The 20,834-nt window shown below is 58.8% G+C and carries 22 protein-coding genes and 1 tRNA gene; 6 read left to right on the forward strand and 17 right to left on the reverse strand.

Features of this window, described 5'->3' with window-relative positions:
- Positions 1-51 precede the first annotated feature (51 nt).
- From ACO6TG_RS24550 to ACO6TG_RS24560, 3 genes are all read right to left on the reverse strand, one after another.
- Complete coding sequence (locus ACO6TG_RS24550; protein WP_422375601.1) at positions 52-564, reverse strand: DUF2147 domain-containing protein; 513 nt, start codon at positions 562-564, stop codon at positions 52-54.
- Positions 565-640: 76 nt separating this feature from the next.
- Positions 641-1,063, reverse strand: a complete 423-nt coding sequence (locus ACO6TG_RS24555; protein WP_422375602.1) for a DUF2147 domain-containing protein — start codon at positions 1,061-1,063, stop codon at positions 641-643.
- Positions 1,064-1,191: 128 nt separating this feature from the next.
- The gene (locus ACO6TG_RS24560) at positions 1,192-1,968 is read right to left on the reverse strand and encodes an alpha/beta hydrolase (protein WP_422375603.1); all 777 of its coding nucleotides are present in this window, start codon (positions 1,966-1,968) and stop codon (positions 1,192-1,194) included.
- Positions 1,969-2,417: 449 nt separating this feature from the next.
- Here ACO6TG_RS24560 and ACO6TG_RS24565 point away from each other — a divergent pair, with 449 nt between their 5' ends.
- Positions 2,418-2,657 carry a hypothetical protein gene (locus ACO6TG_RS24565; RefSeq protein ID WP_094069963.1) on the forward strand — a complete coding sequence of 80 codons (240 nt, stop codon included), beginning with the start codon at positions 2,418-2,420 and terminating at the stop codon, positions 2,655-2,657.
- 119 nt (positions 2,658-2,776) lie between these two features.
- Here ACO6TG_RS24565 and ACO6TG_RS24570 read toward each other — a convergent pair whose 3' ends face one another.
- The 3 genes from ACO6TG_RS24570 to ACO6TG_RS24580 all read right to left on the reverse strand — a co-directional run bounded on the left by ACO6TG_RS24570 (position 2,777) and on the right by ACO6TG_RS24580 (position 5,260).
- The gene (locus ACO6TG_RS24570; RefSeq protein WP_422375604.1) at positions 2,777-3,034 is read right to left on the reverse strand and encodes a DUF930 domain-containing protein; all 258 of its coding nucleotides are present in this window, start codon (positions 3,032-3,034) and stop codon (positions 2,777-2,779) included.
- Positions 3,035-3,564: 530 nt separating this feature from the next.
- Positions 3,565-4,299: a substrate-binding periplasmic protein gene (locus ACO6TG_RS24575; RefSeq protein ID WP_422375605.1), complete on the reverse strand. Its 735-nt coding sequence runs from the start codon at positions 4,297-4,299 to the stop codon at positions 3,565-3,567.
- A 226-nt stretch (positions 4,300-4,525) separates the two neighbouring features.
- Entirely contained in the window at positions 4,526-5,260 is a 735-nt protein-coding gene (locus ACO6TG_RS24580) for a substrate-binding periplasmic protein (RefSeq protein WP_422375606.1), read from the reverse strand.
- Positions 5,261-5,567: 307 nt separating this feature from the next.
- On the opposite strand from ACO6TG_RS24580, the gene ACO6TG_RS24585 reads away from it, so the two are divergent.
- Positions 5,568-5,657: transfer RNA gene (locus tag ACO6TG_RS24585), tRNA-Ser, on the forward strand.
- A 52-nt stretch (positions 5,658-5,709) separates the two neighbouring features.
- Here ACO6TG_RS24585 and ACO6TG_RS24590 read toward each other — a convergent pair.
- From ACO6TG_RS24590 to ACO6TG_RS24615, 6 genes are all read right to left on the reverse strand, one after another.
- On the reverse strand, positions 5,710-5,889 hold the full coding sequence (locus ACO6TG_RS24590) for a hypothetical protein (protein ID WP_422378972.1): 180 nt from the start codon (positions 5,887-5,889) through the stop codon (positions 5,710-5,712).
- Positions 5,853-6,128 carry a hypothetical protein gene (locus tag ACO6TG_RS24595; RefSeq protein ID WP_422375607.1) on the reverse strand — a complete coding sequence of 92 codons (276 nt, stop codon included), beginning with the start codon at positions 6,126-6,128 and terminating at the stop codon, positions 5,853-5,855. The genes ACO6TG_RS24590 and ACO6TG_RS24595 overlap by 37 nt, the downstream gene beginning before the upstream one ends.
- A 175-nt stretch (positions 6,129-6,303) precedes the next feature.
- Entirely contained in the window at positions 6,304-7,323 is a 1,020-nt protein-coding gene (locus tag ACO6TG_RS24600) for a M12 family metallopeptidase (RefSeq protein ID WP_422375608.1), read from the reverse strand.
- Between the two features lie 22 nt (positions 7,324-7,345).
- Positions 7,346-9,115: a caspase family protein gene (locus ACO6TG_RS24605; protein ID WP_422375609.1), complete on the reverse strand. Its 1,770-nt coding sequence runs from the start codon at positions 9,113-9,115 to the stop codon at positions 7,346-7,348.
- A 367-nt stretch (positions 9,116-9,482) separates the two neighbouring features.
- The gene (locus ACO6TG_RS24610; RefSeq protein ID WP_422375610.1) at positions 9,483-10,130 is read right to left on the reverse strand and encodes an HD domain-containing protein; all 648 of its coding nucleotides are present in this window, start codon (positions 10,128-10,130) and stop codon (positions 9,483-9,485) included.
- A 182-nt stretch (positions 10,131-10,312) separates the two neighbouring features.
- The gene (locus ACO6TG_RS24615) at positions 10,313-10,771 is read right to left on the reverse strand and encodes an Lrp/AsnC family transcriptional regulator (RefSeq protein ID WP_422375611.1); all 459 of its coding nucleotides are present in this window, start codon (positions 10,769-10,771) and stop codon (positions 10,313-10,315) included.
- Between the two features lie 113 nt (positions 10,772-10,884).
- Here ACO6TG_RS24615 and ACO6TG_RS24620 point away from each other — a divergent pair, with 113 nt between their 5' ends.
- Positions 10,885-12,087, forward strand: a complete 1,203-nt coding sequence (locus ACO6TG_RS24620) for a methionine gamma-lyase (RefSeq protein WP_422375612.1) — start codon at positions 10,885-10,887, stop codon at positions 12,085-12,087.
- A 156-nt stretch (positions 12,088-12,243) separates the two neighbouring features.
- Here the strand turns inward: ACO6TG_RS24620 and ACO6TG_RS24625 are convergent, their stop codons facing one another.
- Complete coding sequence (locus tag ACO6TG_RS24625) at positions 12,244-12,711, reverse strand: Lrp/AsnC family transcriptional regulator (RefSeq protein ID WP_422378948.1); 468 nt, start codon at positions 12,709-12,711, stop codon at positions 12,244-12,246.
- A gap of 125 nt (positions 12,712-12,836) precedes the next feature.
- Between ACO6TG_RS24625 and ACO6TG_RS24630 the strand changes: the two genes are divergently transcribed.
- A complete protein-coding gene (locus ACO6TG_RS24630) occupies positions 12,837-15,194 on the forward strand; it encodes a 1-deoxy-D-xylulose-5-phosphate synthase N-terminal domain-containing protein (protein WP_422375613.1) in 2,358 nt (785 codons plus the stop codon).
- Between the two features lie 111 nt (positions 15,195-15,305).
- Here ACO6TG_RS24630 and ACO6TG_RS24635 read toward each other — a convergent pair whose 3' ends face one another.
- From ACO6TG_RS24635 to ACO6TG_RS24650, 4 genes are all read right to left on the reverse strand, one after another.
- Complete coding sequence (locus ACO6TG_RS24635; protein WP_422375614.1) at positions 15,306-16,127, reverse strand: amidohydrolase family protein; 822 nt, start codon at positions 16,125-16,127, stop codon at positions 15,306-15,308.
- Complete coding sequence (locus ACO6TG_RS24640; protein ID WP_422375615.1) at positions 16,124-16,555, reverse strand: RbsD/FucU family protein; 432 nt, start codon at positions 16,553-16,555, stop codon at positions 16,124-16,126. The genes ACO6TG_RS24635 and ACO6TG_RS24640 overlap by 4 nt, the downstream gene beginning before the upstream one ends.
- Positions 16,545-17,597: an aldo/keto reductase gene (locus ACO6TG_RS24645; protein ID WP_422375616.1), complete on the reverse strand. Its 1,053-nt coding sequence runs from the start codon at positions 17,595-17,597 to the stop codon at positions 16,545-16,547. Before ACO6TG_RS24645 ends, ACO6TG_RS24640 begins: the two co-directional genes overlap by 11 nt.
- Positions 17,598-17,663: 66 nt before the next feature.
- On the reverse strand, positions 17,664-18,377 hold the full coding sequence (locus ACO6TG_RS24650; protein ID WP_422375617.1) for a GntR family transcriptional regulator: 714 nt from the start codon (positions 18,375-18,377) through the stop codon (positions 17,664-17,666).
- A 117-nt stretch (positions 18,378-18,494) separates the two neighbouring features.
- On the opposite strand from ACO6TG_RS24650, the gene ACO6TG_RS24655 reads away from it, so the two are divergent.
- The gene (locus ACO6TG_RS24655; RefSeq protein WP_422375618.1) at positions 18,495-20,021 is read left to right on the forward strand and encodes a UxaA family hydrolase; all 1,527 of its coding nucleotides are present in this window, start codon (positions 18,495-18,497) and stop codon (positions 20,019-20,021) included.
- Positions 20,022-20,072: 51 nt separating this feature from the next.
- Positions 20,073-20,822, forward strand: a complete 750-nt coding sequence (locus ACO6TG_RS24660; RefSeq protein ID WP_422375619.1) for an SDR family oxidoreductase — start codon at positions 20,073-20,075, stop codon at positions 20,820-20,822.
- The last annotated feature ends 12 nt before the right edge of the window (positions 20,823-20,834 follow it).

Consider the following 20,834-nt stretch of genomic DNA (forward strand, 5'->3'; position numbering starts at 1 on the left):
CCGGCTCCGAGCGGAGCTCAGTCAACGGTGCAAGAAGGGGCGCCGCTCGGCCTACTTTACCCGCCGCCACGTCTCTTTCTCGCAGACATTGAAGACCACGCGCACGCAGCCCTGGACCTCCAGCGTGTTTGCGTTCGTCTTGCGCACGGTGGCATTGGCGCTGAAGCCGCGCCGCGGGTCGTAGGCCCGGCCTTTCCAGCTGTTGGAAGCCGGCTTGAGCCGCCACAGGACTTTTAGGCCGAGAACTTTGCGGCCGCGTTTGGCCTCATCCCTGTTGTTGAGGTCAGGAGTCGATTGAACCGTGTAGCCTTTAGGGGGCGGGAAATCGACGATGCGTCCGCACGGTTCCTTGCCGCAGGCCTTGATCTCAATCAGGGCACCCGCCGGCGTTTTCCAGGTTCCGTTGATATCCGGTGCGGCAAACGCGCTGCCTGTTGGAGCTGCCAGGAGCGTGACCGCCAGAAGGGCTGCTCGAATTTGAGACACAACGGATCGGCGAGAACGGAATTGAAGAAAGACAGCCACGAAAATACCCCGTCGCATTGCTGGATATGGATGCGCCACATTGTTTTTACCAGAAATTGCGACGGGGCCATGGCCAAATCGAGGGGATTTGGCAAACTCCGTGGTTTTGCGGGAGTCAGTTCGCCCGGGTCCAGGTCTCGCCCTTGCAGATCAGGCCGCCCATTACGCAGCCCTCAAGCTTCAGTTTGTTGGCCGATGTCAGTTTGATAAAACCGGTATAGGTCTTGCCGTCCTCGGCGTTGTAGACCTTGCCCTTCCACTGGTTTTCCTGCGAAGTCGGTTTCATGGACTGGACGATTTGCACGCCGACCAGCGGACGGCTGCGTTTGGAGGCGTCCGGGTTCTGGGTATCGTTACGCGGCTCACGCAGCCAGATCAGCTTGCCGCAAAGCGCGCTTCCGCATGAACTGATACGGATTTTCGAGGCCCCGTTCGGGCGCACCCAGTCTCCTTTTGCGTCGGCAGCGATCGAAAGCGTTGTTGACGCGGTGACGAGACCGGCGGCCAACAGCGCGGTGCTCAGGACAGATTTCAGCATGTGTTCCTCCCAAAGCGGAATGCCTTCCGTTTACGGAAACGGAATGTAGCGGCATTGACACACGCTGAAAAGCCGTCACCTTGGGGAAGGTCGGGCAGTTTTTGAGTCCGGCCTTGCTGAAGGGGGCGCTAGAGTCTGGGCAGACTGTCAATCCACTCCAGACTGGCGCCAGCGATTTCCTCCCACGCTTCTTCCAGCTGCATGTAGTGACAGCGGCCTGCGAACTGGAGAAAGGTGGCTTGCGCGCCATACCGGTCGGCCATGCTGCGGGCCGTCGTCGGAGGAACCACCTTGTCCTCGCTTCCCGACAGGAACAGGAGCGGCGCGCTGGCCTGTTCGAAATCGACCTTTGTTGCCTGATGGATGTCATACATCCAGAAAAACAGCTCGAACAACACCTGGCCGGATTCCGTTTGCAGGCGATCGCAGATCTCATGTTGTTGCGCAGCTGGCATGGTGTTGAGGCCGTAAGTGGCCAGGAGGTCGAAATCCTGACCAGGCACCATTTCCCAGAACGTGCCTGCCGACATGAACATCTTGCCGAGCGCACGCTCCATCTCGGTGGTTGGAACCGTGCCGTTTATGATGCTGCTGTTGATCAGCACACCGGCGGCAATCAGGCCGCGGCCATTGAGCAATTGTGCAATCAGGCCGCCAAGCGAGTGGCCGATGACGATCGGGGGCTGGTCCAGCGTTGCCAGAAAGCCGGCAATATCCTCGACATAGTCTGAAATGCTGACACCGGTCAGGGCTTCGGTGCGCTCAGGGCCGTCCGGCAGATCGTGATGCCGATAAGTGGGCGTGTGGCAGTCAAAACCCTGTTCTTCGAAGAAGCGTGTGAACGGTTCCATGGTCCAGGGACTGGCATTTGTTCCATGCAGCAACACGATCGGGACGTTTCGCATTTTCTCTCTCCAGGGCGGGGCCGGTTGTGGGCAGGACTGGCGTCAAAAAAATTCAGGAGATGTTGCCATGGTGAACAGAGTCTTGCGAGCTCCTGTCAATTTTTCGGAGAATGCGATTGATTTAAAAGAGAAAATCGAAACCCTATGCTTACCGGTGTGTAAATTTCAGATTTGCTTAAAACTTTGTTCGGATTGCGTTAAACGTGATTTTTAACGAGCCTTTTAACTGCTCCTGTTGAAGTAACCCTAAGGAAACGACGGGGAAAGCTTCGCGAAAGCTTGCGTTTCTTAGATCGGATTGTTCCGGGGCCTCGGCTCCGGTCTTCAGCCCGATCGCTCACGGGGAAGGTGCCTCGCATGTGTTCCAGAAGGAACGGGAGGCATCAGGGAAGTCTGACAGAGGATGAAAGGGGAGCACAATGGCTCGTTTTGAAATGCACTCGGCGGATATGGCCGCCTTCGCTGAAAAGCCGGTTACGGCGGATATTCTGTTCCAGATGGGCCTAGACAGCGCCTGCGGCCGTCACGGCGCGACGGATCTGGTCACAGCACACAAGTGGTTCAACATTGCCGCGCTCAAGGGCAACAGCGATGCCGCACGTTATCGCAAGGAAATCTCCTGCGAGATGAGCTCAGCCGAAATTGCCGAAGCACAGCGCTCGGCCCGCGAATGGCTGTCGATGCATTGAGTTCGGTCAGGGCTGCCGGCCTGACGGCATCTCAACCGAAATTGTTCATGTGACGCGGCAGAAACACCTCTGCCGCGCCCATTCCGGTCTCCGGGCAAACGGCGCAAGCCGGACGTCTTCTAATGGACCGGTGCCAGGCCATGCGCGTCCCAGAGCGCCCGGTCTATCAGCGCACCAAGCGCATATTCAAAGCCGACCACCTGGCGGCCCTCCGGGTCCAGCCGGCATCTGTAGGCGATTTCATACCACTGCCGCTGGCTGCGTACTGCGCCGGCAGTAACCACAATCATTCCATCACGTATGCGGGCATTTCTGAACGCATGCGGTGCAAGCCGTGTCGGCCGTAAGCCCGACTTGTCCTGCCGTACCTGTTCCATGGCCTCCAGAGCACAGACTTGTTCGCGCCTGTCCGCCCCGACAAGCGTCGATAGCGCCCGGCGCGCCTGCCGGGAACGGGGGTCTGCAAGAACGGCGGCTGCCAGAAACGTTTCAGCACGGATCCAGGTTTCGCCTGTTTCCCGGTTTTCGGGAAATCTAGTTTTTGCCGGAAGGCCTTGTTCGTCAGGCCGGGGCAGCAGATCTGAAGGTTTTGAATTGTCGGGCTGAAGGCTCGGGCCGGGGCGCGACAGATTGGGCCTGATGATTTCGATCTCGACTGGCGTCGGGCTAGAGGGCGTCCGGGAGGGGGGCGTGGACAGCTCGGCGAGCAACGCATAAACGGCAAGGTGAAGCCAGATCGCACACAGGAAGGCAAACCGGTCGGCGACCAGTCGGCTCAGTTGGTCCTGTGCAATCGTTATAGAGATGGAACGGCTCCAACACCGGGTCCTCGGGCAAGAGGCCTAAGCGCAGCAAAAGAGTGCGGCCGAAGTGTGGAGCTGAAAACAACAACTCAAGGGTCATCGCCCTAGTTCATGAGCTGATATCTGGCGACAATGCCGTCATAGACGCCGTTTTCCTGAATGGTCGTCAGGGCAAGCCTGAACTTTTCGACAAGGTCCGGGTCCGAATTCTTGCTGAAGGCCATGTAGAGAAACTTGGACAGGTCGTCCAGGCGGTAGACAGGTTCGAAGATCTCCGGATTCATGCCGTCGCGGCGGACCTGATAATAGAAAGATGCTTCATCGAAGGGGACAAGGTCGATCCGGCCATGGGCCAGTTTGCGCATGTTGATGAGGTCCTGGCTTTCAAGTTCGAATTTGGTGAAGCCCTTGCCCTCGAGGTAGATGTGGTTGACGTTTTTGAGCGTCACGCCAATGAGATACGCGCGGGCATCATCCAGGGAATTGATCTTGATCTTGTCATTGGATGCAAGCTTGAAGAAGGACGTGGTGATCGGACAGACTATGCCGACCCATTCGAATAGTTCCTCGCGCTCCGGAATGCGGGCCATGGAATAGATCAGGGTGTTTTTCCGGGTCTGTGCCATAAGATAACTGCGGGCCCAGGGATAAAACACGATATCCGCCTCCAGGCCGGTCTCAGCAAGAACAGCCTGGACGACTTCGGTCGACATGCCTCTTGCGACGCCATCTTCCTCATAATTGTAAGGGGGCAGTTCTTCGGTCACGATCAGAAGGTCCGAGGCACATGCTTGGCCGACAAATGCAATGATCGTGAGCGTGGCAAGCAATATTCGCACGGGGAAGCTCCGGTTGCGATTCATTTTCTTTCTATTTCAAGTTTTGACGGTGATGATGCGATAAAAAGCTTTATCATCACCTAGCGTAAATTAGAACAAAGCTTATTTACAAAATGCGAAGACGAAAAGTTAATCTTGTGTCTGGGTGACCGAAAAACATGTCTGGGCGACAAAGCCAAGTGCCCGGGGCATGTACCCCGTCTTCGCTTGTGGCTGGTGGTTCTTCTCAGTTCATTAACTGGTAGCGCATTAGGATCTCGTCGTAACGGCCGTTTTCCTTGATGGTCCTTAGCCCGGACCGGAATCGTTCGACTAGATCCGGATCGCTGTCCTTGTTGAAAGCCATGTAAAGGTCGCCGCTGAGATCCTCCAGGCGGTAAACCTGCCGAAACAGCAAGGGCTCAAGCTCTTCTTGTGCGACCCGGTGGGCGAAGGAAGCTTCGTCGAAAGCAATCAGGTCGAGCCGGCCGTGCGCCAGTTTTCGGATATTCAGAATATCCTCGCCAACAACCTTGAGATTGGTGAAATTCTGGCCCTTGAGATACTGGTAGATCACATCCTTGACCGACACACCGACGCTGTAGTGCTTTGCATCGTCCAGCGTGCCGATCTCAATGGCCCCATTCGAGGCAAGTTTGTAGAAGGACGTGTTGAAAGGGGCGATAACGCCGACCCAGTCGAACAGATCTTCGCGTTCCGGGATGCGCCCGATCGAGAAGATCAGAGTGTTCTTGCGGTTCTGCGCGGTGAGATAACTGCGCGCCCACGGATAGAAAACGAATTCCGCTTCTTCACCGATCTCATCCAGAACCGCTTCCACGACCTCGACGGACATTCCCTTTGCTTTGCCGTCCTCTTGATAGTTGTAGGGAGGGAACTCCTCGGTGACGATCAGGAGATCGGAGGCGAGGGCCGGCGCGAGCCCGACCAGGCAGACAAGGGTCACGAGTAGCAGGCGCATGCAAGCAATCCTTCTAACCTCTCCCCGGCACAAATTAGCACCTGTTGCTCAGCTCTGTCCAAAGCCACGCGCCAAAGGCCCTGCGGGCAGCACAAAGTGGCGTGCTTGCTCTGGCGTACGGAATTCGCATCCCGGGTTGTGGATCGGGCTCTCCAACGTTGACGGTCTTCAGCGTGAGCCAGTACACAACGCCTGCTTTGCGCGCAGGCAATGGCGCCGGCTGAACAAGTCCGCCCCGGTGGAAAAAATGAGCCCGTGCAAAAATGCCCTTGAACTTGCGGGCGTTTGTTCGTACACGGGCGTTACCGGAGAGGTGGCCGAGTGGTCGAAGGCGCTCCCCTGCTAAGGGAGTAGGCGGGCAACCGTCTCGAGGGTTCGAATCCCTTCCTCTCCGCCACTTTTTCCTGGGTCCATTCTTGTCGCATGGCTTACATTTGATACCGGAGAGATCATTTACACTTTCTCCGGAGTGAATGGTTTGTTGCCGATTCGACGCGGTTTTCCTCTTTACCGATGTATGCCAGATCATGACTCATGAAGCTGATCGGCCAAATTCCATCCTCCACTTCCTTGATCCCGAACTTCTGACCGGTCAGCACGGTCGAGACGTTGATCTTCTTGCGATGCATGCAGATCCGCCCATAGGCTGTGCCCAGGTGTCCTTGTCATGGAAGAGATCGTCCTGATCCGGCGGTCCCTGAAACGCTTTTGTGCTGCGGTAGAGACTTCCGCAAACGCCCTTCATAGCGAGCGCTTCATGAGGGCGTTCGTCGTTGAACGCCCTCATGAAAGCGTCGAAGTTAGACTGCTGCTGCAGGCCGTTTAGGCCCGAAGGTCGGGTGGCATCCTTCTTCAAGGTTAGACGCATGCGCTCGTAACGGCCAATCTGCAGAGAAGGGCCAGGCTTGATGCGTTCGATCCCGATGCCCGGACGTGACCACTATAGTTTTTCAAGAAAAGTCTGAGCCGACTTTTACTGCCTCTCGGCTCTGTCTCGAGCGCAAAAGCCGGCAAAGGTTGTTTCAAACAAGTCTCGAAAGGCTTTAGTAGGCGGACACCATGATGCGGTATTCTCCGGTCGCGGACGGGTCGAAATGCCGGACGACCGCGAAATACTCGCCGGGTGTCAGCTCCGACACGATCCGGGAATTGCGGCCGTTGCCGGAATCATCGTCTTCGGAAACCTTCCTGGTCTTGCTGTTCGGGCCGAAGAGAGTGAGGATCAGATCGGTGCTTCCCGTCGTTTCGACAATATGAATTCCTTCCTCTTTCACATGGAAATTGAAGAGGTTTTCCTCCCCGTCTGTGGAAATTTCCGCAAGTGCGCCGCGCAGGACATCAAGCTCTTTGGGAGTGGTGGCCTTCTTGCTGTTCCGGCCCGGATACATGACAGAGCTGGCAACGAACGCCTTGTCGTTTTCTGACAGATCTTCGTTTTCCTGCGTGCCGCCCATATTAGTGGTCCATTCGTCGGGGAAGGCATAAAGCATGACCGATTCCGGATCGAATTCGGTACCATGTACCTGATCGGCCGAATATTTCTTCAGCACGTTGTGCCGAATGGTCGACTCGTCCCAGTAATTTGGCCGTCCCGACAGGTCCTCGATCATTTCCGCCTCGTTCCATTCAATCCCGCCATCTGGGTTCTGATGCTCGTGGCTGAGGCCGATCATGTGGCCGAATTCATGGAGAATGACACCTTTGTCCACCCAGCCGAGATTGAGCGTTGCCGCGTGAAGCGGAATGGTCAGGTTGTCCGTACCGACATAGGACCAGGCGCCGTCATTCGGATCGAAAGAGACGCGGATTTCGGCGCGGGGGTCATCGGTGAACTCAAAATCCAGATTGGCGTGCTGCGTCCAGATCGGCGCGATCTCACGCACCATTTCCTGCTGCTCGGCCGTCCCGCCGAGAAATCGGATCCTGATCTTGCTACCCTTCGGCCATTGTTTGCCGATGAGCGATACCGCGCGGTCTTTGCCGCCGATCATTCGGGTGCGCATAGGTCGGTTGAGCTGATTGGGCAGCAGCCGGTCGAAACACATTTTGCGAGCAGGTTTCATGATGCCATTCCTCCCTTTGGTACTAGAAAAGACTTTCGCCAAACCGCGGCCCGGGCGCCACGAAGCTCGGGTTCTGATTGTCCGCTAGATCAATTACGGACCGCTGGACGAGCTGTTCGAGGCCGGCAAGATCCGCTGCGGCGCCCTCTTCCGATCGCAACTTCTTGGCCAGCGCGTAGGTGAAGGCGCCATAGGACGTCACGCCGTGCCGGTATTCGTAGGCGAGTTGATCTTCCTCGCAGGCCTGCAGGATCACGGGCAGATAGGGGCCGAAATGCCCGAGTTCGTCCCGGCGCGCGTTGTAGGATCTGTTGCTCAGCCGCAGAATGTCGGTCGCCCGAAACAGGCGCCGCTGACCGTTGCTGCCCAGATAGCCGATGCGCCTTGCATCGCGATTGCCTTCAAGGTCTTCATTCAGCTCCGGCGGCTTCCGGTAACGCCAGATCTTCTCATCCGCGTCCCATTGCATGGTGCGGTGCCGGATATCGTCGGGCGGCGCCAGGCCGCGCGGTTTGGCGCCGCCGGAACGGGTCATGCCGCCGGAATGGCAACAATCGAGAATCGCGATAAATTTCGCATCGTAAGGCAGTTGGCTGTAGAGCTCGAAAAACCGGTCATCCGTGATGGCGCGGTCCTTTGTCCAGTCGAAATCGACCGGCACCAGGCATTCGTCGACACGGTCCATGGTCTCGTCCGAACCATAGTCCGGGATCTGGGCCCCGTGCCCGGAAAAGCACAAAACCCGCTCCTGGCCCGGTCTTGTGCCCTCCAGGAGCCATTCCAGGCGGCGCCAGATCTCTTCGGCGGTTGCGCGCCGATTCAGCAGCAGCCTGATTTCCTGGGGCTGGAAGCCGTTTTCCTGCAGCACCTCGCTCATCAGGAAGGCGTCGTTGACGCAGCCTTCAAGCCGCATGTCCTCGGTCAGATAATCGTCAATGCCGACGATCAGGGCCTTGCGCTGGTGGTCTCCGCTGGTGCGTACCGTCGAGCGCGCGCTGCGCGCCTGCGTCCGGTCACCGGCGGAGTTGACGAGGTCTGACCAGACCGAATGCGTCACGTTGATGTGGCTCAGGTATTTTACGGCGTCGTGATCGGCGATCCCCTTTATGTCAAAGGACGTCAGGACTTGCTCGAACCGGTCGTGATGCAGGTCAATGGGCTTGGTGAAGACATCGTCATGCACATTGAAAAGGTGGTACCAGTAGCCGCAATCGAGCGGCTGGATACGCCCGGCGAATATGGAGCGAACGAACGGGTTGCCAATCTGGGATCCGAAAGACACAAAGGTCCTGTTGGCGCACAGGTCATCCCGGTGGGTGCTTCGGAAGGCGTCATAGGCAATCAGGCTGCCAAGGGAATGGGCGAAGATGACGTGGGGATCGTGGTTGTCGATCGCCTCTGACAGCGCCGCGACGAGGTCGCCTCGAAGCTCGTCGTTTTCAGCCCATTTGACCACCATTCCGGCGGTCCACCTGAGCCTGTCGCGTATCCCGCGCGCCGCCCGCGATCCGGGCTTTTGGCCCGGCAGCGCTCTTCCGGATCTGAAGAAATCGTCGATACCGTGGAAGACGCCGCTGGACGTCATCTTGGCAACGGCCCCCAGCGTCCCCAGGACTGAGAGATCCACTCTCTCAAAATGACGGTCATAGTTGAAAAACGAGACCTCGAGGTCGACCGCCGAACCGAGGCGGCCCAAGGAGGTTTCCAGGGCCTCGATCCATTTCTGCTGCCAGGCACCATTGTCTGGATGATGACCCACGCCATGAATGCAAAGAACACGCAGTGCCGGCATATCGAGCTCCCTGGATTTGATGGCTGCTTCGAGACATGTCCTGGGGAACCGGAATTCTTGTAATTTTTTCTTGTTGGGTGCTGCCCGGCTTTAATCGTCTTGACTGTCTGGAAGTAGCGCTACTTAAATAGTGGTGATTGATGAAATTTATAAACTTTAAGTATGTATTTGTTTATCTTCTCTCGCAAGGGAAGAGTGAGAAAATTCTAACCGGTGACTGACGGAAGGTTGTTCCTGTCATCGCGTAATGCCGTGTGTATCGACTTGCCCGGTAAAAAAGCGCTTTTCATCCGCATCGGCTTAGCTCAAGGCATTTTTGCCGCTTTTTTAGCCACGTTCAGTCTCTGTAGCCGCTGAAAACGGCCAGTCAGCTGGTGCCGGCTTTAACCGCGGCTGCGTCGATGCCGCCTTGCGTCATCTTCGTTTCCGCTCTCGATCTGATAACCTCAAGCAGCGTTTTCAACGCCGCATCGTGCGCGCATTCACGGTCCATTTTGGTGTAAACCAGACCGAATTCTTCTGTCGTCCAGGTTTTCAGATCCGCCAGATTGTGCTGATGCTGGACTTCCAGCTTGTCGAGCGCGCGCGCGAATTTGGCTTCAGCGGTTTCGCAGTCCTCATATTCCCGCCACAAACCGAGGAGCAGGTCGGCGGCTGCTGGCGGCAGCATGGCGCTGATCTTCTCCATCGCTTCTGCTTCATCTGCGTATTTGCTGACCTGACGCGCACTTTCTTCAAAAAACGGTATGTCCCCCGTTATGGCTTCCGCAATATCGTGGACGGCAATCAGCTTCAGGGTCTGCCCCAGGTCGACGTCATGCTCAAGATGCGGTGCCATAAGGATCGCTGCGAGCGACATCAGCCATGTGTGTTCTGCAACGCTTTCCCGCCTGCCATTCGACAACCAGCTGTGTCGCATTTCGGTTTTGAGGTTCTCCGCAAGCGACAGAACATCCGCGATGTGTGCTGCGTCGGTGGAGCTGAAGGGGACGTTTGGAGATCGGGAGTGTGTCATTGCATCCTCAATTGGCAGGGCGGTGCGTTTTGACGGTGCACTGAAGATGCCAGTTTCAGATCTCTTCTTAAAGGCACGGCGGGTGGAAGGGAGACGCGGTCGGCACCGGCTCTTCTGTTGCCGACCGATTGTCTACTGAGCCGAAACGGGACTACAATTCCATCTGGATCTTTTCGAAGATCCTATTCCAGCTCCGGAAACACAGCCGTTTTCTTGACTGTGCCATAGACAAAACTCGTGTCGATGGAAGCGATGCCGCCGATCGGGTGGATCCTTGTCCGGATGAAGGTCTCATAAGCATCGAGATCGGAGACGACGACCCGCAGCTGATAGTCCATTGCACCGGTGAGGACATGGCACTCCAGGATCTCCGGGATGGTCTGAACCTGACGTTCGAACCGCTGAACGTCTTCTTCGTTGTGCCGCTCCAGGCGAATCCGAACAAAAACGGTGATCGGCAGCCCGTAAGCGGCAGGGTCGACGTCGACCGAAAAACCCTTGATGGCACCCGAGGCCTCGAGATTGCGCAACCGGCGCAGGCACGGGGAGGGCGACAGGTTCACCTCTTCGGCAAGGTCCTGGTTGGTCATGCGGCCGTCGCGCTGCAGCGCGCGGATGATCTGGCGGTCTTTGCTGTCCACTTGTCTCTCGTTTGGCAGATTCTGCTAATCAGAAGCGTATCTGAGGCATGAATTGAAATCTACTGTCTTAAAAAATTCGTCATACTGCCAAGATCGAGATTTGGGAGACAGCCATGAGTGCCTATAAGGGTTTTGCCAGCCGCGCCATTCATCACGCCTACGAGCCGATGGACAATGATGCATCGCTCACGCCGCCGCTTCACCTGAGTTCCACCTTCGTGTTCGAAAGTGCGGAAGCCGGTGGCGAGATGTTTGCGGGTGAACGCCCGGGCCATATCTACAGCCGCATCTCCAACCCGACGCTGGATCTCCTGGAACAGCGCATCGCCGATCTGGAAGGCGCGGAGGCCGGTCTGGCGCTGTCTTCCGGCATGGGCGCCATCACCGCAACGCTCTGGACACTGGTTGCGCCGGGCGACGAGATCATCGTCGACGAGACGCTTTATGGCTGCACCTTCGCCTTCATGCGTCATGGTCTTACCAAGTTTGGCATCACCATTACCCATGTGGACATGACCGATCCGGAAAACCTGCGCGGCGCGATCTCCGACAAGACGCGCGTGGTCTATTTCGAAACACCGGCCAATCCGAACATGCGTCTCGTCGACATTGAGCATATCGCTGCCATCGCTCATGAAAAGGACGCAACGGTGATCGTCGACAACACCTACGCGACACCCTATCTGACGCGCCCGATCGAGATGGGCGCCGACATCGTTCTGCATTCGGCCACCAAGTATCTCGGCGGTCATGGCGATGTGGTTGCCGGCCTCGTGGCCGGCAGCGCCGAACAGATCCAGGAGATCCGCCTTGTCGGCATGAAAGACATGACCGGTGCGGTGATGGCTCCCTTCAACGCCCTTCTGATCCTGCGCGGACTGAAGACGCTGGCCCTGCGCATGGACAGGCATTGTTCCTCGGCCGGTCAGGTCGCTGAATGGCTGGAAGCACACCCGGCGGTTTCGAAGGTCTATTTCCCGGGGCTTGAGAGTTTCGAGCAGCATCAACTCGCCAAACGGCAGATGGCTCAACCCGGTGGTATGATCGCCTTTGAACTGAAAGGTGGTCTGGAGGCCGGTATCTCGATGATGAACGCCCTGGAGATGATCCAGCGGGCCGTTTCGCTGGGAGATGCGGAAACCCTGATCCAGCATCCGGCTTCCATGACCCATTCCACCTATACGCCCGAAGAGCGCGCCGCCCATGGCATCAGCGACGGTCTGGTGCGCCTGTCGGTGGGACTGGAAGAAGTCGAGGACATCCTGGCGGATCTGGCACAGGCCCTGCCGGAAGGCGAAGTGGCCGCGGCGGCTTAACCAGCCAAGAAGCAAGCCTCACTTCAAAGCGGCGTTTCGAAGGACGGGCCACACACCTGAGTTTGCCGCCCATCCTTCGAAATGAGAGCAAGCCCGCTCCTCAGGATGACGGGGAGGAGCGGGAACCGGTCAGGCCGTGGGGAGGGAAACCGGCGGTCACGGTGTCCTTGCAACACCGGATTTCACCCGGCGCAGCGGGATGGAGCTCTCGATATTGGCAACGCCCTGAACCCTGGTGAGCTTGCCGGTCAGGAATGTCTCGAAGGCGGCGAGGCCCGTCGTGGCAACGCGCAAGAGATAGTCGCGATTGCCGGTCATCAGCCAGCAGTCGACCACTTCCGGAAAGGCCTGGATCGCGGCTTCGAACTGGTCCAGCGTGACATCGATCTGCTTGTCGAGCTGGACCGACACGAAAACCGACACTTCATAACCGAGCTTGACCTCGTCGATCAGCGCGCAATAGCCGGTGATGATGCCCCGGTCCTCCAGCTGACGCAGCCGGCGGGCAACGGGCGTGGCGCTGAGACCGACCCGTTCGGAGAGATCCTGAATCGAGATCCGGCCATCCTGGCGCAATTCGCGCAGGATCTGGATATCAAACGTGTCGAGTGTGTCGGAAATCACCAAGATTTGGCCTTCTGATAATGAAGTTCACCAAAAACTAGCTGAAGTGGCTAGGGAATTGCAAGAAACCGGCTCAGGCCGGACGTTAGATTGAAGCCAGAAACCGGATGCAGCGGAACATGGGCATGAGCACTGAACACCTGAAAACCATCGAGCAGCGGCTGTTGTGGCTGTCGCACTGGATGATCCACAACGCCAATCACATCCGTCCCAAGGAGGACGGCATCAAGATCGGCGGGCACCAGGCCAGTTCAGCCTCGATGGTGTCGATCATGACCGCGCTCTATTTTTCCGTGCTGAAACCGGAAGACCGGGTGGCGGTCAAACCCCATGCCTCGCCGATCTTCCACGCGATCCAGTATCTGATGGGCAACCAGACGCGCGAGAAGATAGAAAACTTCCGTGGGCTCGGCGGCGTCCAGTCCTATCCGTCGCGCACCAAGGACATCGACGATGTCGATTTTTCCACCGGCTCGGTTGGACTGGGCGTTGCGATCAGCTCCTTCGCTTCGCTGATCCAGGACTATATCGCGGCAAAATCCTGGGCGGGTGAGGGACCTCTCGGTCGCATGATCGCGCTTGTCGGGGATGCGGAGCTGGACGAGGGCAATGTCTACGAAGCCCTGCAGGAGGGCTGGAAGAACGATCTCCGGAATTGCTGGTGGATCATCGACTATAACCGCCAGTCGCTCGACGGGATCGTCCGCGAAGGCCTGTTCGACCGGGTGGAGAAAATCTTCGATGCCTTCGGCTGGGAGGTTGTCCGGGTCAAATACGGCGCCCTGCAGCGGGCCGCCTTCGCCGAACCGGGCGGAGACAGGCTCCGCCAGTGGATCGATGATTGCTCCAACCAGGAATACTCGGCCCTGACCTTCATGGGCGGCGCGGTCTGGCGCAAACGTCTGATGGATGATCTCGGTGACCAGGGTGATGTGACTGCGCTGATCGACCGCCGCTCCGATCAGGAGCTGGCCGACCTCATGGAAAACCTTGGCGGCAATTGCACCGAGACGATGGCCGAGGCCTTTGCGGCGATTGATCACGACAGGCCGACCTGTTTCCTGGCCTATACGATCAAGGGCTGGGGCACGCCGATCGCCGGACACAAGGACAATCACGGCGGGCTGATGAACAAGGCCCAGATGACCGAGTGGCAACAGCATATGGGCGTTGCAGAGGGCGACGAATGGGAGCCGTTTGCCACCGTTCGTGACGTTGCCGGGCTGAAGGCCTTTCTGGACGACGTGCCGTTTTTTGCCAGAGGGCGCCGTCGTTACGCGGCCGACAAGATCGATGTGCCGTCCATAGACCTCAGCTCCGACCGGGACCTGTCCACCCAGATGGCTTTTGGCAAGGTGCTGGATGATCTCTCAAAGGGCGACAGCAAGCTGGCCGAACGGATCGTGACCACGTCGCCCGACGTGACCGGCACCACCAATCTCGGTCCCTGGGTCAATCGGCGCAAGCTCTTTGCCCGCACCGCCATGGCGGATGCCTTTATTGAGCACCGGATTCCCTCCACGGCCAAATGGGAGTTCACACCCGAAGGCCAGCATATCGAACTCGGCATTGCCGAAATGAACCTGTTCCTCCTGCTCGGCGCGGCGGGGCTGTCCCATTCGCTGTTCGGCGAACGGCTCATTCCCATCGGCACGGTTTACGATCCCTTCGTCTGCCGCGGTCTCGATGCACTCAACTATGCCTGTTACCAGGACGCCCGCTTTATGATTGTCGGCACGCCGTCCGGGGTAACCCTGGCGCCGGAAGGCGGGGCGCACCAGTCCATCGGCACGCCGTTGATCGGCATGAGCCAGGACGGCCTTGCCGCATTCGAGCCCGCTTTTGCCGACGAGCTGGCGGTCATCATGGAATGGGCTTTTGACTATCTGCAGCGTGACGGCGAGGGGGATCCGGACGAACGCACCTGGCTGCGGGACGAAACGGGTGGCTCCGTTTATCTGCGCCTCTCGACCAATCCCATCGAACAGCCGGTCAAGCGGGCCGACGAGGATTTCCGTCAGGGTGCCATTGACGGGGCCTACTGGCTGCGCAAGCCCGGGCCGAACTGTGAAGTCGTCATTGCCTATCAGGGGGTGGTGGCTCCGGAGGCCATCAAGGCGGCCGGGGAGCTCGCCGGCAATCGGCGAGATGTTGGTGTGCTTGCCGTCACTTCTGCTGACCGGCTGAATGCCGGCTGGACGGCAGCGCAGCGCGCACGGTCGCGCGGCAATGCCAACGCCTGCTCCCATATCGAGCAACTGCTCGGCGACCTTCCGGCGCATTGCAAGCTGATCACCGTCATCGACGGTCATCCGGCAACGCTGGCCTGGCTCGGCGGTGTGGCGGGGCACCAGACCATTCCGCTCGGCGTCGAGCATTTCGGCCAGACCGGGACAATCGGCGATCTCTACCGTCATTTCGGCATCGACGCGGCCTCGATTATCGAGAAGGTGAATGGGCTGACGCCGGGACGGCGGGTTTAAGCGGAGGTGTTCGCACGCAACGTGGGATGACAAGTGGACGGGCGATCGCAGTTTGCCCGCAAGCTGCGTCCAGTCACCGCTTCGAGCTGAGGGGGACCGTCGCCGACGCGGCTACAGGTACACCTTCTCGGCATTTCCGCCCAGAACCGCCTGGCGTTCCGATTCACTGAGGTCCTTCAGCAGCTCGGCGCTGATCTCAACCCAATCCTCATAGGAACAGGCGAGGGTGCAGACCGGCCAGTCGGAGCCCCAGATGAGGCGATCCGGTCCGAAGATCTCCAGAAGGTGATCGACATAGGGGCGCATGGTGTCGATGGTCCAGCTGTTGCCGGCCTCGGTCACCAGACCGGACAGCTTGCAGAAGGCTGATGTTTCGGCAGCCAGAACAGCCATGTCTTCGGACCAGTCCTCGAACAGGCCCGGGGCGATCTCCGGCTTGGAGCCGTGATCGATCACCATGGGCAGGTCCGGGTGCCGGTCGGCAAGGCGGTGAAGGTTCTTGAGGTGCCTTGGAAGGGTGAGTGCATCAAAGACAAGATCTTGGGCCACCATCGCCCGGAAGGCCTGGCTGAGACCGGGTTTCAGCATCCAGTCCGGATCATTGATGTCCTGTATCATCGGCCTCAGGCCAACGAGTTTCGGGTTTTGGGCCAGCACCGCGATCTGCTCCGGCGCGTCCGGCGCTTCGAAATCCACCCAGCCCACCACACCCTTGATGAAATCGTTGCCGTCGGCGAGGCTGAGCATGTAACGGGTCTCGGCGACGGTCGGCGCAGCCTGGACGAGGATCGTACCGTCGATCTGATGCCGGTCGAGGTGAGGTTTGAGATCCTCCGGGTGGTAGTTCCGGTAGATCGGTCCGACGTCCGGTGTCAGCCACCCGTAGTCGCCTCGCGCAACGTCCCAGAAATGCTGATGGGCATCCAGTCTCATGGCGCGATGATGCCCTTGGTCAGGAGAATGTTGCCATAAAGGCGCTGTTCCCCGGTCTGGACGACGGTAAAGGCGCCGGACGCCGCCTCGTAAAAGGCATGCCGTTCGAGCGTGGAAATCTTTGCCGGATGGTCGGCGACCCGGTCGATGATCGACTGGAACTCGGCGACGATATCGGGAACGGCCTCCGGATCGCCAACCACCTGCATGGTGATCGCCGGAGCGGTCACAAAGGTGTCGAGCGGCATGACCTGAAGCACGGCCTTTAGGACATCCGTTGCGGAAATGCCGTCGAGCCGGAGACAGTCCGGCCCGGAACTCTCGGCCGGATAATTGCCGTCCACAATGGCAATCCGGTCACCGTGGCCCATGGCCCGAAGCGTGTAGAGGAGGGAGGGGCTGAGAATTTGCGGCAGGTTACGCAGCATGGCTGACTTCTCCAGGTAAGGGCGCATCCGGCCGGATCAGGCCTTCCGATCTGAGGTCGGACCAGAAGGAGAAGGGTATCTCCTGCTTTAATAGTGCGATATTGGCGTCGACCTCGGCTGCGTTGACCGCACCGGGGATGACTGTCTTGACGCTCGGATGGCCAAGGACAAATTGCAGGGCGGCCGCGATCAGTGGAACGCGATGTGCGTTGCAGACACGCTCGATCTTCCGGACGCGTTCCAGAATGTCCGGTGGTGCATCGGCGTAATTGTACTTGGCGCCGGCAACGGCACCCGTTGCCAGGATGCCGGAATTGTAGGGGCCGCCGAGAATGATGCCGACATCGCGTTGTTCGCAGAGCGGCAGGAAGGTTTCCAGGGCGTCCTGCTCCAGAAGCGTGTAGCGTCCTGCAAGCAGGAAACAGTCGAAATCCGCCTCTTCCAGAAGCTTCTGGCAAACCTGCCACTCGTTCACCCCGGCGCCGATGGCGGCGATGGCGCCGGCCTCCTTCAATTCGGTCAGGGCGCGGTAACCGCCATCATCGAAAAGTTCGCGCACGCGCCTGTCACTGGCTTCCTGCGAGCCTTGTGAAAAGACACAGACATCGTGCACCAGCAGGATGTCCGCAGCGTCCACCTGAAGACGTTCCTTGCTGGCCTCGTAGCTGCGCATGACGCCGTCATAGCTGTAATCGAACTGGATGCGCTTCTGCGGCACGTCCACAAAGGCTTCCGGCGTCACCTCTTCGGGCGCACAATCGAGCAGCAGCCGGCCGATTTTGGTGGAAAGTTCGATGTTGTCCCGACCAAACCGCCTGATCGCCTCGCCAAACCGCATTTCGGAGCGGCCAAGACCATATTGCGGGGCCGTGTCGAAATACCGGATCCCGTTGTCAAAGGCGGCTTGCAGGGCCGCCTGAGCGTCTTCCTCGGAGACTTTCCGATAAAGGTTGCCGAGCGGGGCGCCTCCAAAGCCCATTTCCGTAAGGTCTATCCTGCGTGCCGTCCTTGCGTTCAGCGGCCGCATTGCCAAAGCTGCCATGGCTTCCTCCCAGTCGTTTTGGCCCCGGTTACAAGGACCTTGGGCTTTCCTCGTGCGCCAGCCCGTTCAGGTGAACAGATCCGGCCGTTCCTTCGCGAGCGGCTCCAGGCGGGTGACCAGTTCGCTCAAGTGTTTTTCCATTGCCTTTCGGGCGGCATCCGCGTCCTGCCGGCGGATCGCATCGATGATCTGCCGGTGCTCCTCATAGGCTTCGTAGGCCCGGCCGCGCAGCGGCAGGAGCAGTTGTCTTGCCCGGTTGACCTGGACCCAGCCGGTTGCCGCGATGGCGTTCAGTCGCGGATAGCCGGTGAACGCAAAGATGAGCTCGTGCATGCGCTCGTCCTCGGCATAGAACCCGGCCTCGTCGTGGTCCTCCAGGCAAAGCGCCTGAAGTCGGAGATTGCGGGTCAGCTCGGCCAGCTGATCTTCCGTGCGTTCGGCGGCGACCTTGGCAACGGCGGCGAGCTCGATTGCTTCGCGGAGAAAGGCGCCTTCGCGAATTTCCGACAGGGAAAATCGTGTGACCCGCGATCCGGATTGCGGAATCACTTCCACCAGCCCTTCGCTCGCGAGCTTGGTGATCGCTTCGGTGACAGGCGAGCGGGACACGCCGAGCTGTTCGCAAATTGCCTGTTTTTTCAGAGGGGTGCCCGGTGGAAGGTCCATAGCCAGAATTGCCATGCGCAAAGCCTCGTAGACACGTTGGGCCAGCGATCCGGAGAGTTTGCTGATGTCCGGCAAGGTGATGTCCGGAAAATCTTGTTCGTTGCTCAGGGACATGATTATCTCGATTAGAATGCTAACATGTTAGTTGACACAGTTGTCCTGTCAAGTTTATCGTCGGGTCAATTCGGCGCTCGACAAAATCATATCTGCGCCGTCGTGGGAGAGACCTTCGTGCTGCAGCCTCATGCAAATTCCATCCTTCTGAATGCCGATGATAACGTCGTCATCGCCCTGGAGGATATTGGGGCGGGGAAGCAGGCGGCCTTTGTCGATGTGCCCCTCACCAACCAGATCCAGCGCGGCCACAAGATTGCACGAACCCCCATCGCCTCCGGCGAAAAGGTGATCCGTTATGGCCAGATCATCGGTCATGCAAAAGCCGATATTCGACCTGGCGAGCATGTGCATGTCCACAATCTGGGCATGGGCGATCACAGTCAGGACTACCAGCACGCCGAAGCGTCTTACCCGCTTGCGCCGATCACGCAGGAGCGGACCTTCATGGGCTATCGCCGCTCGAATGGAAAGGCGGGGACCCGCAACTATATCGGCATCCTGACGTCGGTGAACTGTTCGGGCTCCGTCGCAAAATTCATTGCGGAAGCTGCGGAAAAATCCGGGCTGCTGGATGCTTATCCCAATGTCGACGGCATCGTTCCGATCGTCCATGGCACCGGATGCGGCATGTCGGCGAAGGATGAAGGCTATGCAACGCTGTTCCGGACGCTGTCCGGCTATGCACAGCACCCGAACTTCGCCGCGATCCTGTTGATTGGCCTCGGTTGTGAGGTGATGCAGATCGCCGATCTGGTCGGCGATCGGAAGATCCGGCCCGGCGGGGATCTGCGCTACATGACCATTCAGCAGACGGGTGGGACACGCAAGACCATCGAGGCGGGGCTGCGCGAATTGCATGAACTGGCGGCCATGGCCAACAACGCCGTGCGTGCACCGGTTCCGGTCTCTGAAATCACGGTTGGCATGCAATGTGGCGGTTCTGACGGGTATTCCGGTATCACCGCCAACCCGGCGCTGGGCATCGCGTCCGATCTGCTGGTGCGCCATGGTGGCACGACCATTCTGTCGGAAACCTCCGAGATTTATGGCGCCGAACATCTGCTGACGCGCCGGGCCGTGTCTGTCGAAGTTGGTCAGAAGCTGATCGAGCGGGTGCGTTGGTGGGAAGACTATACCGCCCGAAATGGCGGCGAGATGGACAACAATCCGTCTCCTGGAAACAAGCGCGGCGGACTTACCACCATTTTGGAGAAGTCGCTCGGCGCGGCCGCAAAAGGTGGCTCGGCGCCCCTGACAGATGTCTACAAGTTCGGCGAATTCATCGACAAGAAGGGCTTCGTTTTCATGGACAGCCCCGGTTTCGATCCCTGCTCAGTCACCGGTCAGATCGCGTCCGGTGCCAATATCATCGTCTTTACCACGGGGCGAGGATCCGTCTCCGGCTACATGCCGACGCCCTGCATCAAGCTGGCAACCAACAGCGAGATGTACGCCCGGATGTCGGAGGACATGGACATCAATTGCGGCGATATCGTTTCGGAGAACGTCAGCCTGGAAACCAAGGGCACCGAGATTTTCGAAAAGATTGTCGCGGTCGCGTCCGGGGAAAAGTCCAGGAGCGAGGAACTCGGCTTCGGCGGCGTGGAGTTCGTGCCGTGGCAGATCGGCGCGGTGATGTGACCGCAGCCTGAAGAACCAAATAAAACGCGCGAATTCTCGGGAGGAAAACGAGTGCGCCTGAAGGATAAAACCATTCTGATTTCAGCCGCCGGCCAGGGCATCGGCCGGGCCAGTGCAATTGCCTGCGCCCGCGAGGGAGCCCGGGTCATCGCGGTCGATATCAACGCTGAAACTCTGGCGACATTGTCCCGGGACGTGCCGGAGATTGAGACGAAAAAGCTGGATGTCTGCGACCGGGCAGCCATTGATGCCTTGGCCGCGGAATTGCCTGATCTCGACGGGCTCTTCAATTGCGCCGGTTTTGTCCATCACGGCACGATTGTCGACATCAGCGAGGACGACTGGGATTTCAGTTTCGATCTCAATGTGCGCTCCATGTACCGCATGACCCAGGCCTTTCTGCCGGGCATGCGCAAACGGGCACAGGAAACAGGAGCGGCCTCCATCCTGAACATGTCGTCCATGGCGTCTTCCATCAAAGGCTTTCCGGTGCGGACGCTTTACGGCGCGACCAAGGCTGCCGTGATCGGCCTGACCAAGGGCGTTGCCGCGGATTTCGTGGCCGACGGCATCCGCTGCAATGCTCTCTGCCCGGGCACGGTCGACACGCCGTCCTTGCGCGGCCGGATCGCGTCCGCACCGGATCCCGTTGAAGCGGAGAAGAATTTCATTGCCCGCCAGCCCATGGGCCGGCTGGCCACCGTCGACGATCTCACCCCGATGGTTGTCTACCTCATGTCGGATGAAAGCCGGTTCGTTTCCGGGCAGGCACTTCTGGTCGACGGTGGCGTCACGATCTAGTGGACGCTCCGT

Source organism: Roseibium sp. (genome assembly GCF_965233565.1).
Taxonomy (GTDB): Bacteria; Pseudomonadota; Alphaproteobacteria; order Rhizobiales; family Stappiaceae; genus Roseibium.

Excerpts from the sequence above, each read along its gene's own strand:
- ACO6TG_RS24555 (WP_422375602.1), bottom strand. The coding sequence starts at position 1,063 with ATGCTGAAATCTGTCCTGAGCACCGCGCTGTTGGCCGCCGGTCTCGTC.
- ACO6TG_RS24560 (WP_422375603.1), bottom strand. The coding sequence starts at position 1,968 with ATGCGAAACGTCCCGATCGTGTTGCTGCATGGAACAAATGCCAGTCCC.
- ACO6TG_RS24565 (WP_094069963.1), top strand. The coding sequence starts at position 2,418 with ATGGCCGCCTTCGCTGAAAAGCCGGTTACGGCGGATATTCTGTTCCAG.
- ACO6TG_RS24570 (WP_422375604.1), bottom strand. The coding sequence starts at position 3,034 with ATGGAACAGGTACGGCAGGACAAGTCGGGCTTACGGCCGACACGGCTT.
- ACO6TG_RS24580 (WP_422375606.1), bottom strand. The coding sequence starts at position 5,260 with ATGCGCCTGCTACTCGTGACCCTTGTCTGCCTGGTCGGGCTCGCGCCG.
- ACO6TG_RS24590 (WP_422378972.1), bottom strand. The coding sequence starts at position 5,889 with ATGCATCGCAAGAAGATCAACGTCTCGACCGTGCTGACCGGTCAGAAG.
- ACO6TG_RS24595 (WP_422375607.1), bottom strand. The coding sequence starts at position 6,128 with ATGCGTCTAACCTTGAAGAAGGATGCCACCCGACCTTCGGGCCTAAAC.
- ACO6TG_RS24600 (WP_422375608.1), bottom strand. The coding sequence starts at position 7,323 with ATGAAACCTGCTCGCAAAATGTGTTTCGACCGGCTGCTGCCCAATCAG.
- ACO6TG_RS24605 (WP_422375609.1), bottom strand. The coding sequence starts at position 9,115 with ATGCCGGCACTGCGTGTTCTTTGCATTCATGGCGTGGGTCATCATCCA.
- ACO6TG_RS24610 (WP_422375610.1), bottom strand. The coding sequence starts at position 10,130 with ATGACACACTCCCGATCTCCAAACGTCCCCTTCAGCTCCACCGACGCA.
- ACO6TG_RS24620 (WP_422375612.1), top strand. The coding sequence starts at position 10,885 with ATGAGTGCCTATAAGGGTTTTGCCAGCCGCGCCATTCATCACGCCTAC.
- ACO6TG_RS24630 (WP_422375613.1), top strand. The coding sequence starts at position 12,837 with ATGAGCACTGAACACCTGAAAACCATCGAGCAGCGGCTGTTGTGGCTG.
- ACO6TG_RS24635 (WP_422375614.1), bottom strand. The coding sequence starts at position 16,127 with ATGAGACTGGATGCCCATCAGCATTTCTGGGACGTTGCGCGAGGCGAC.
- ACO6TG_RS24640 (WP_422375615.1), bottom strand. The coding sequence starts at position 16,555 with ATGCTGCGTAACCTGCCGCAAATTCTCAGCCCCTCCCTCCTCTACACG.
- ACO6TG_RS24645 (WP_422375616.1), bottom strand. The coding sequence starts at position 17,597 with ATGGCAGCTTTGGCAATGCGGCCGCTGAACGCAAGGACGGCACGCAGG.
- ACO6TG_RS24650 (WP_422375617.1), bottom strand. The coding sequence starts at position 18,377 with ATGTCCCTGAGCAACGAACAAGATTTTCCGGACATCACCTTGCCGGAC.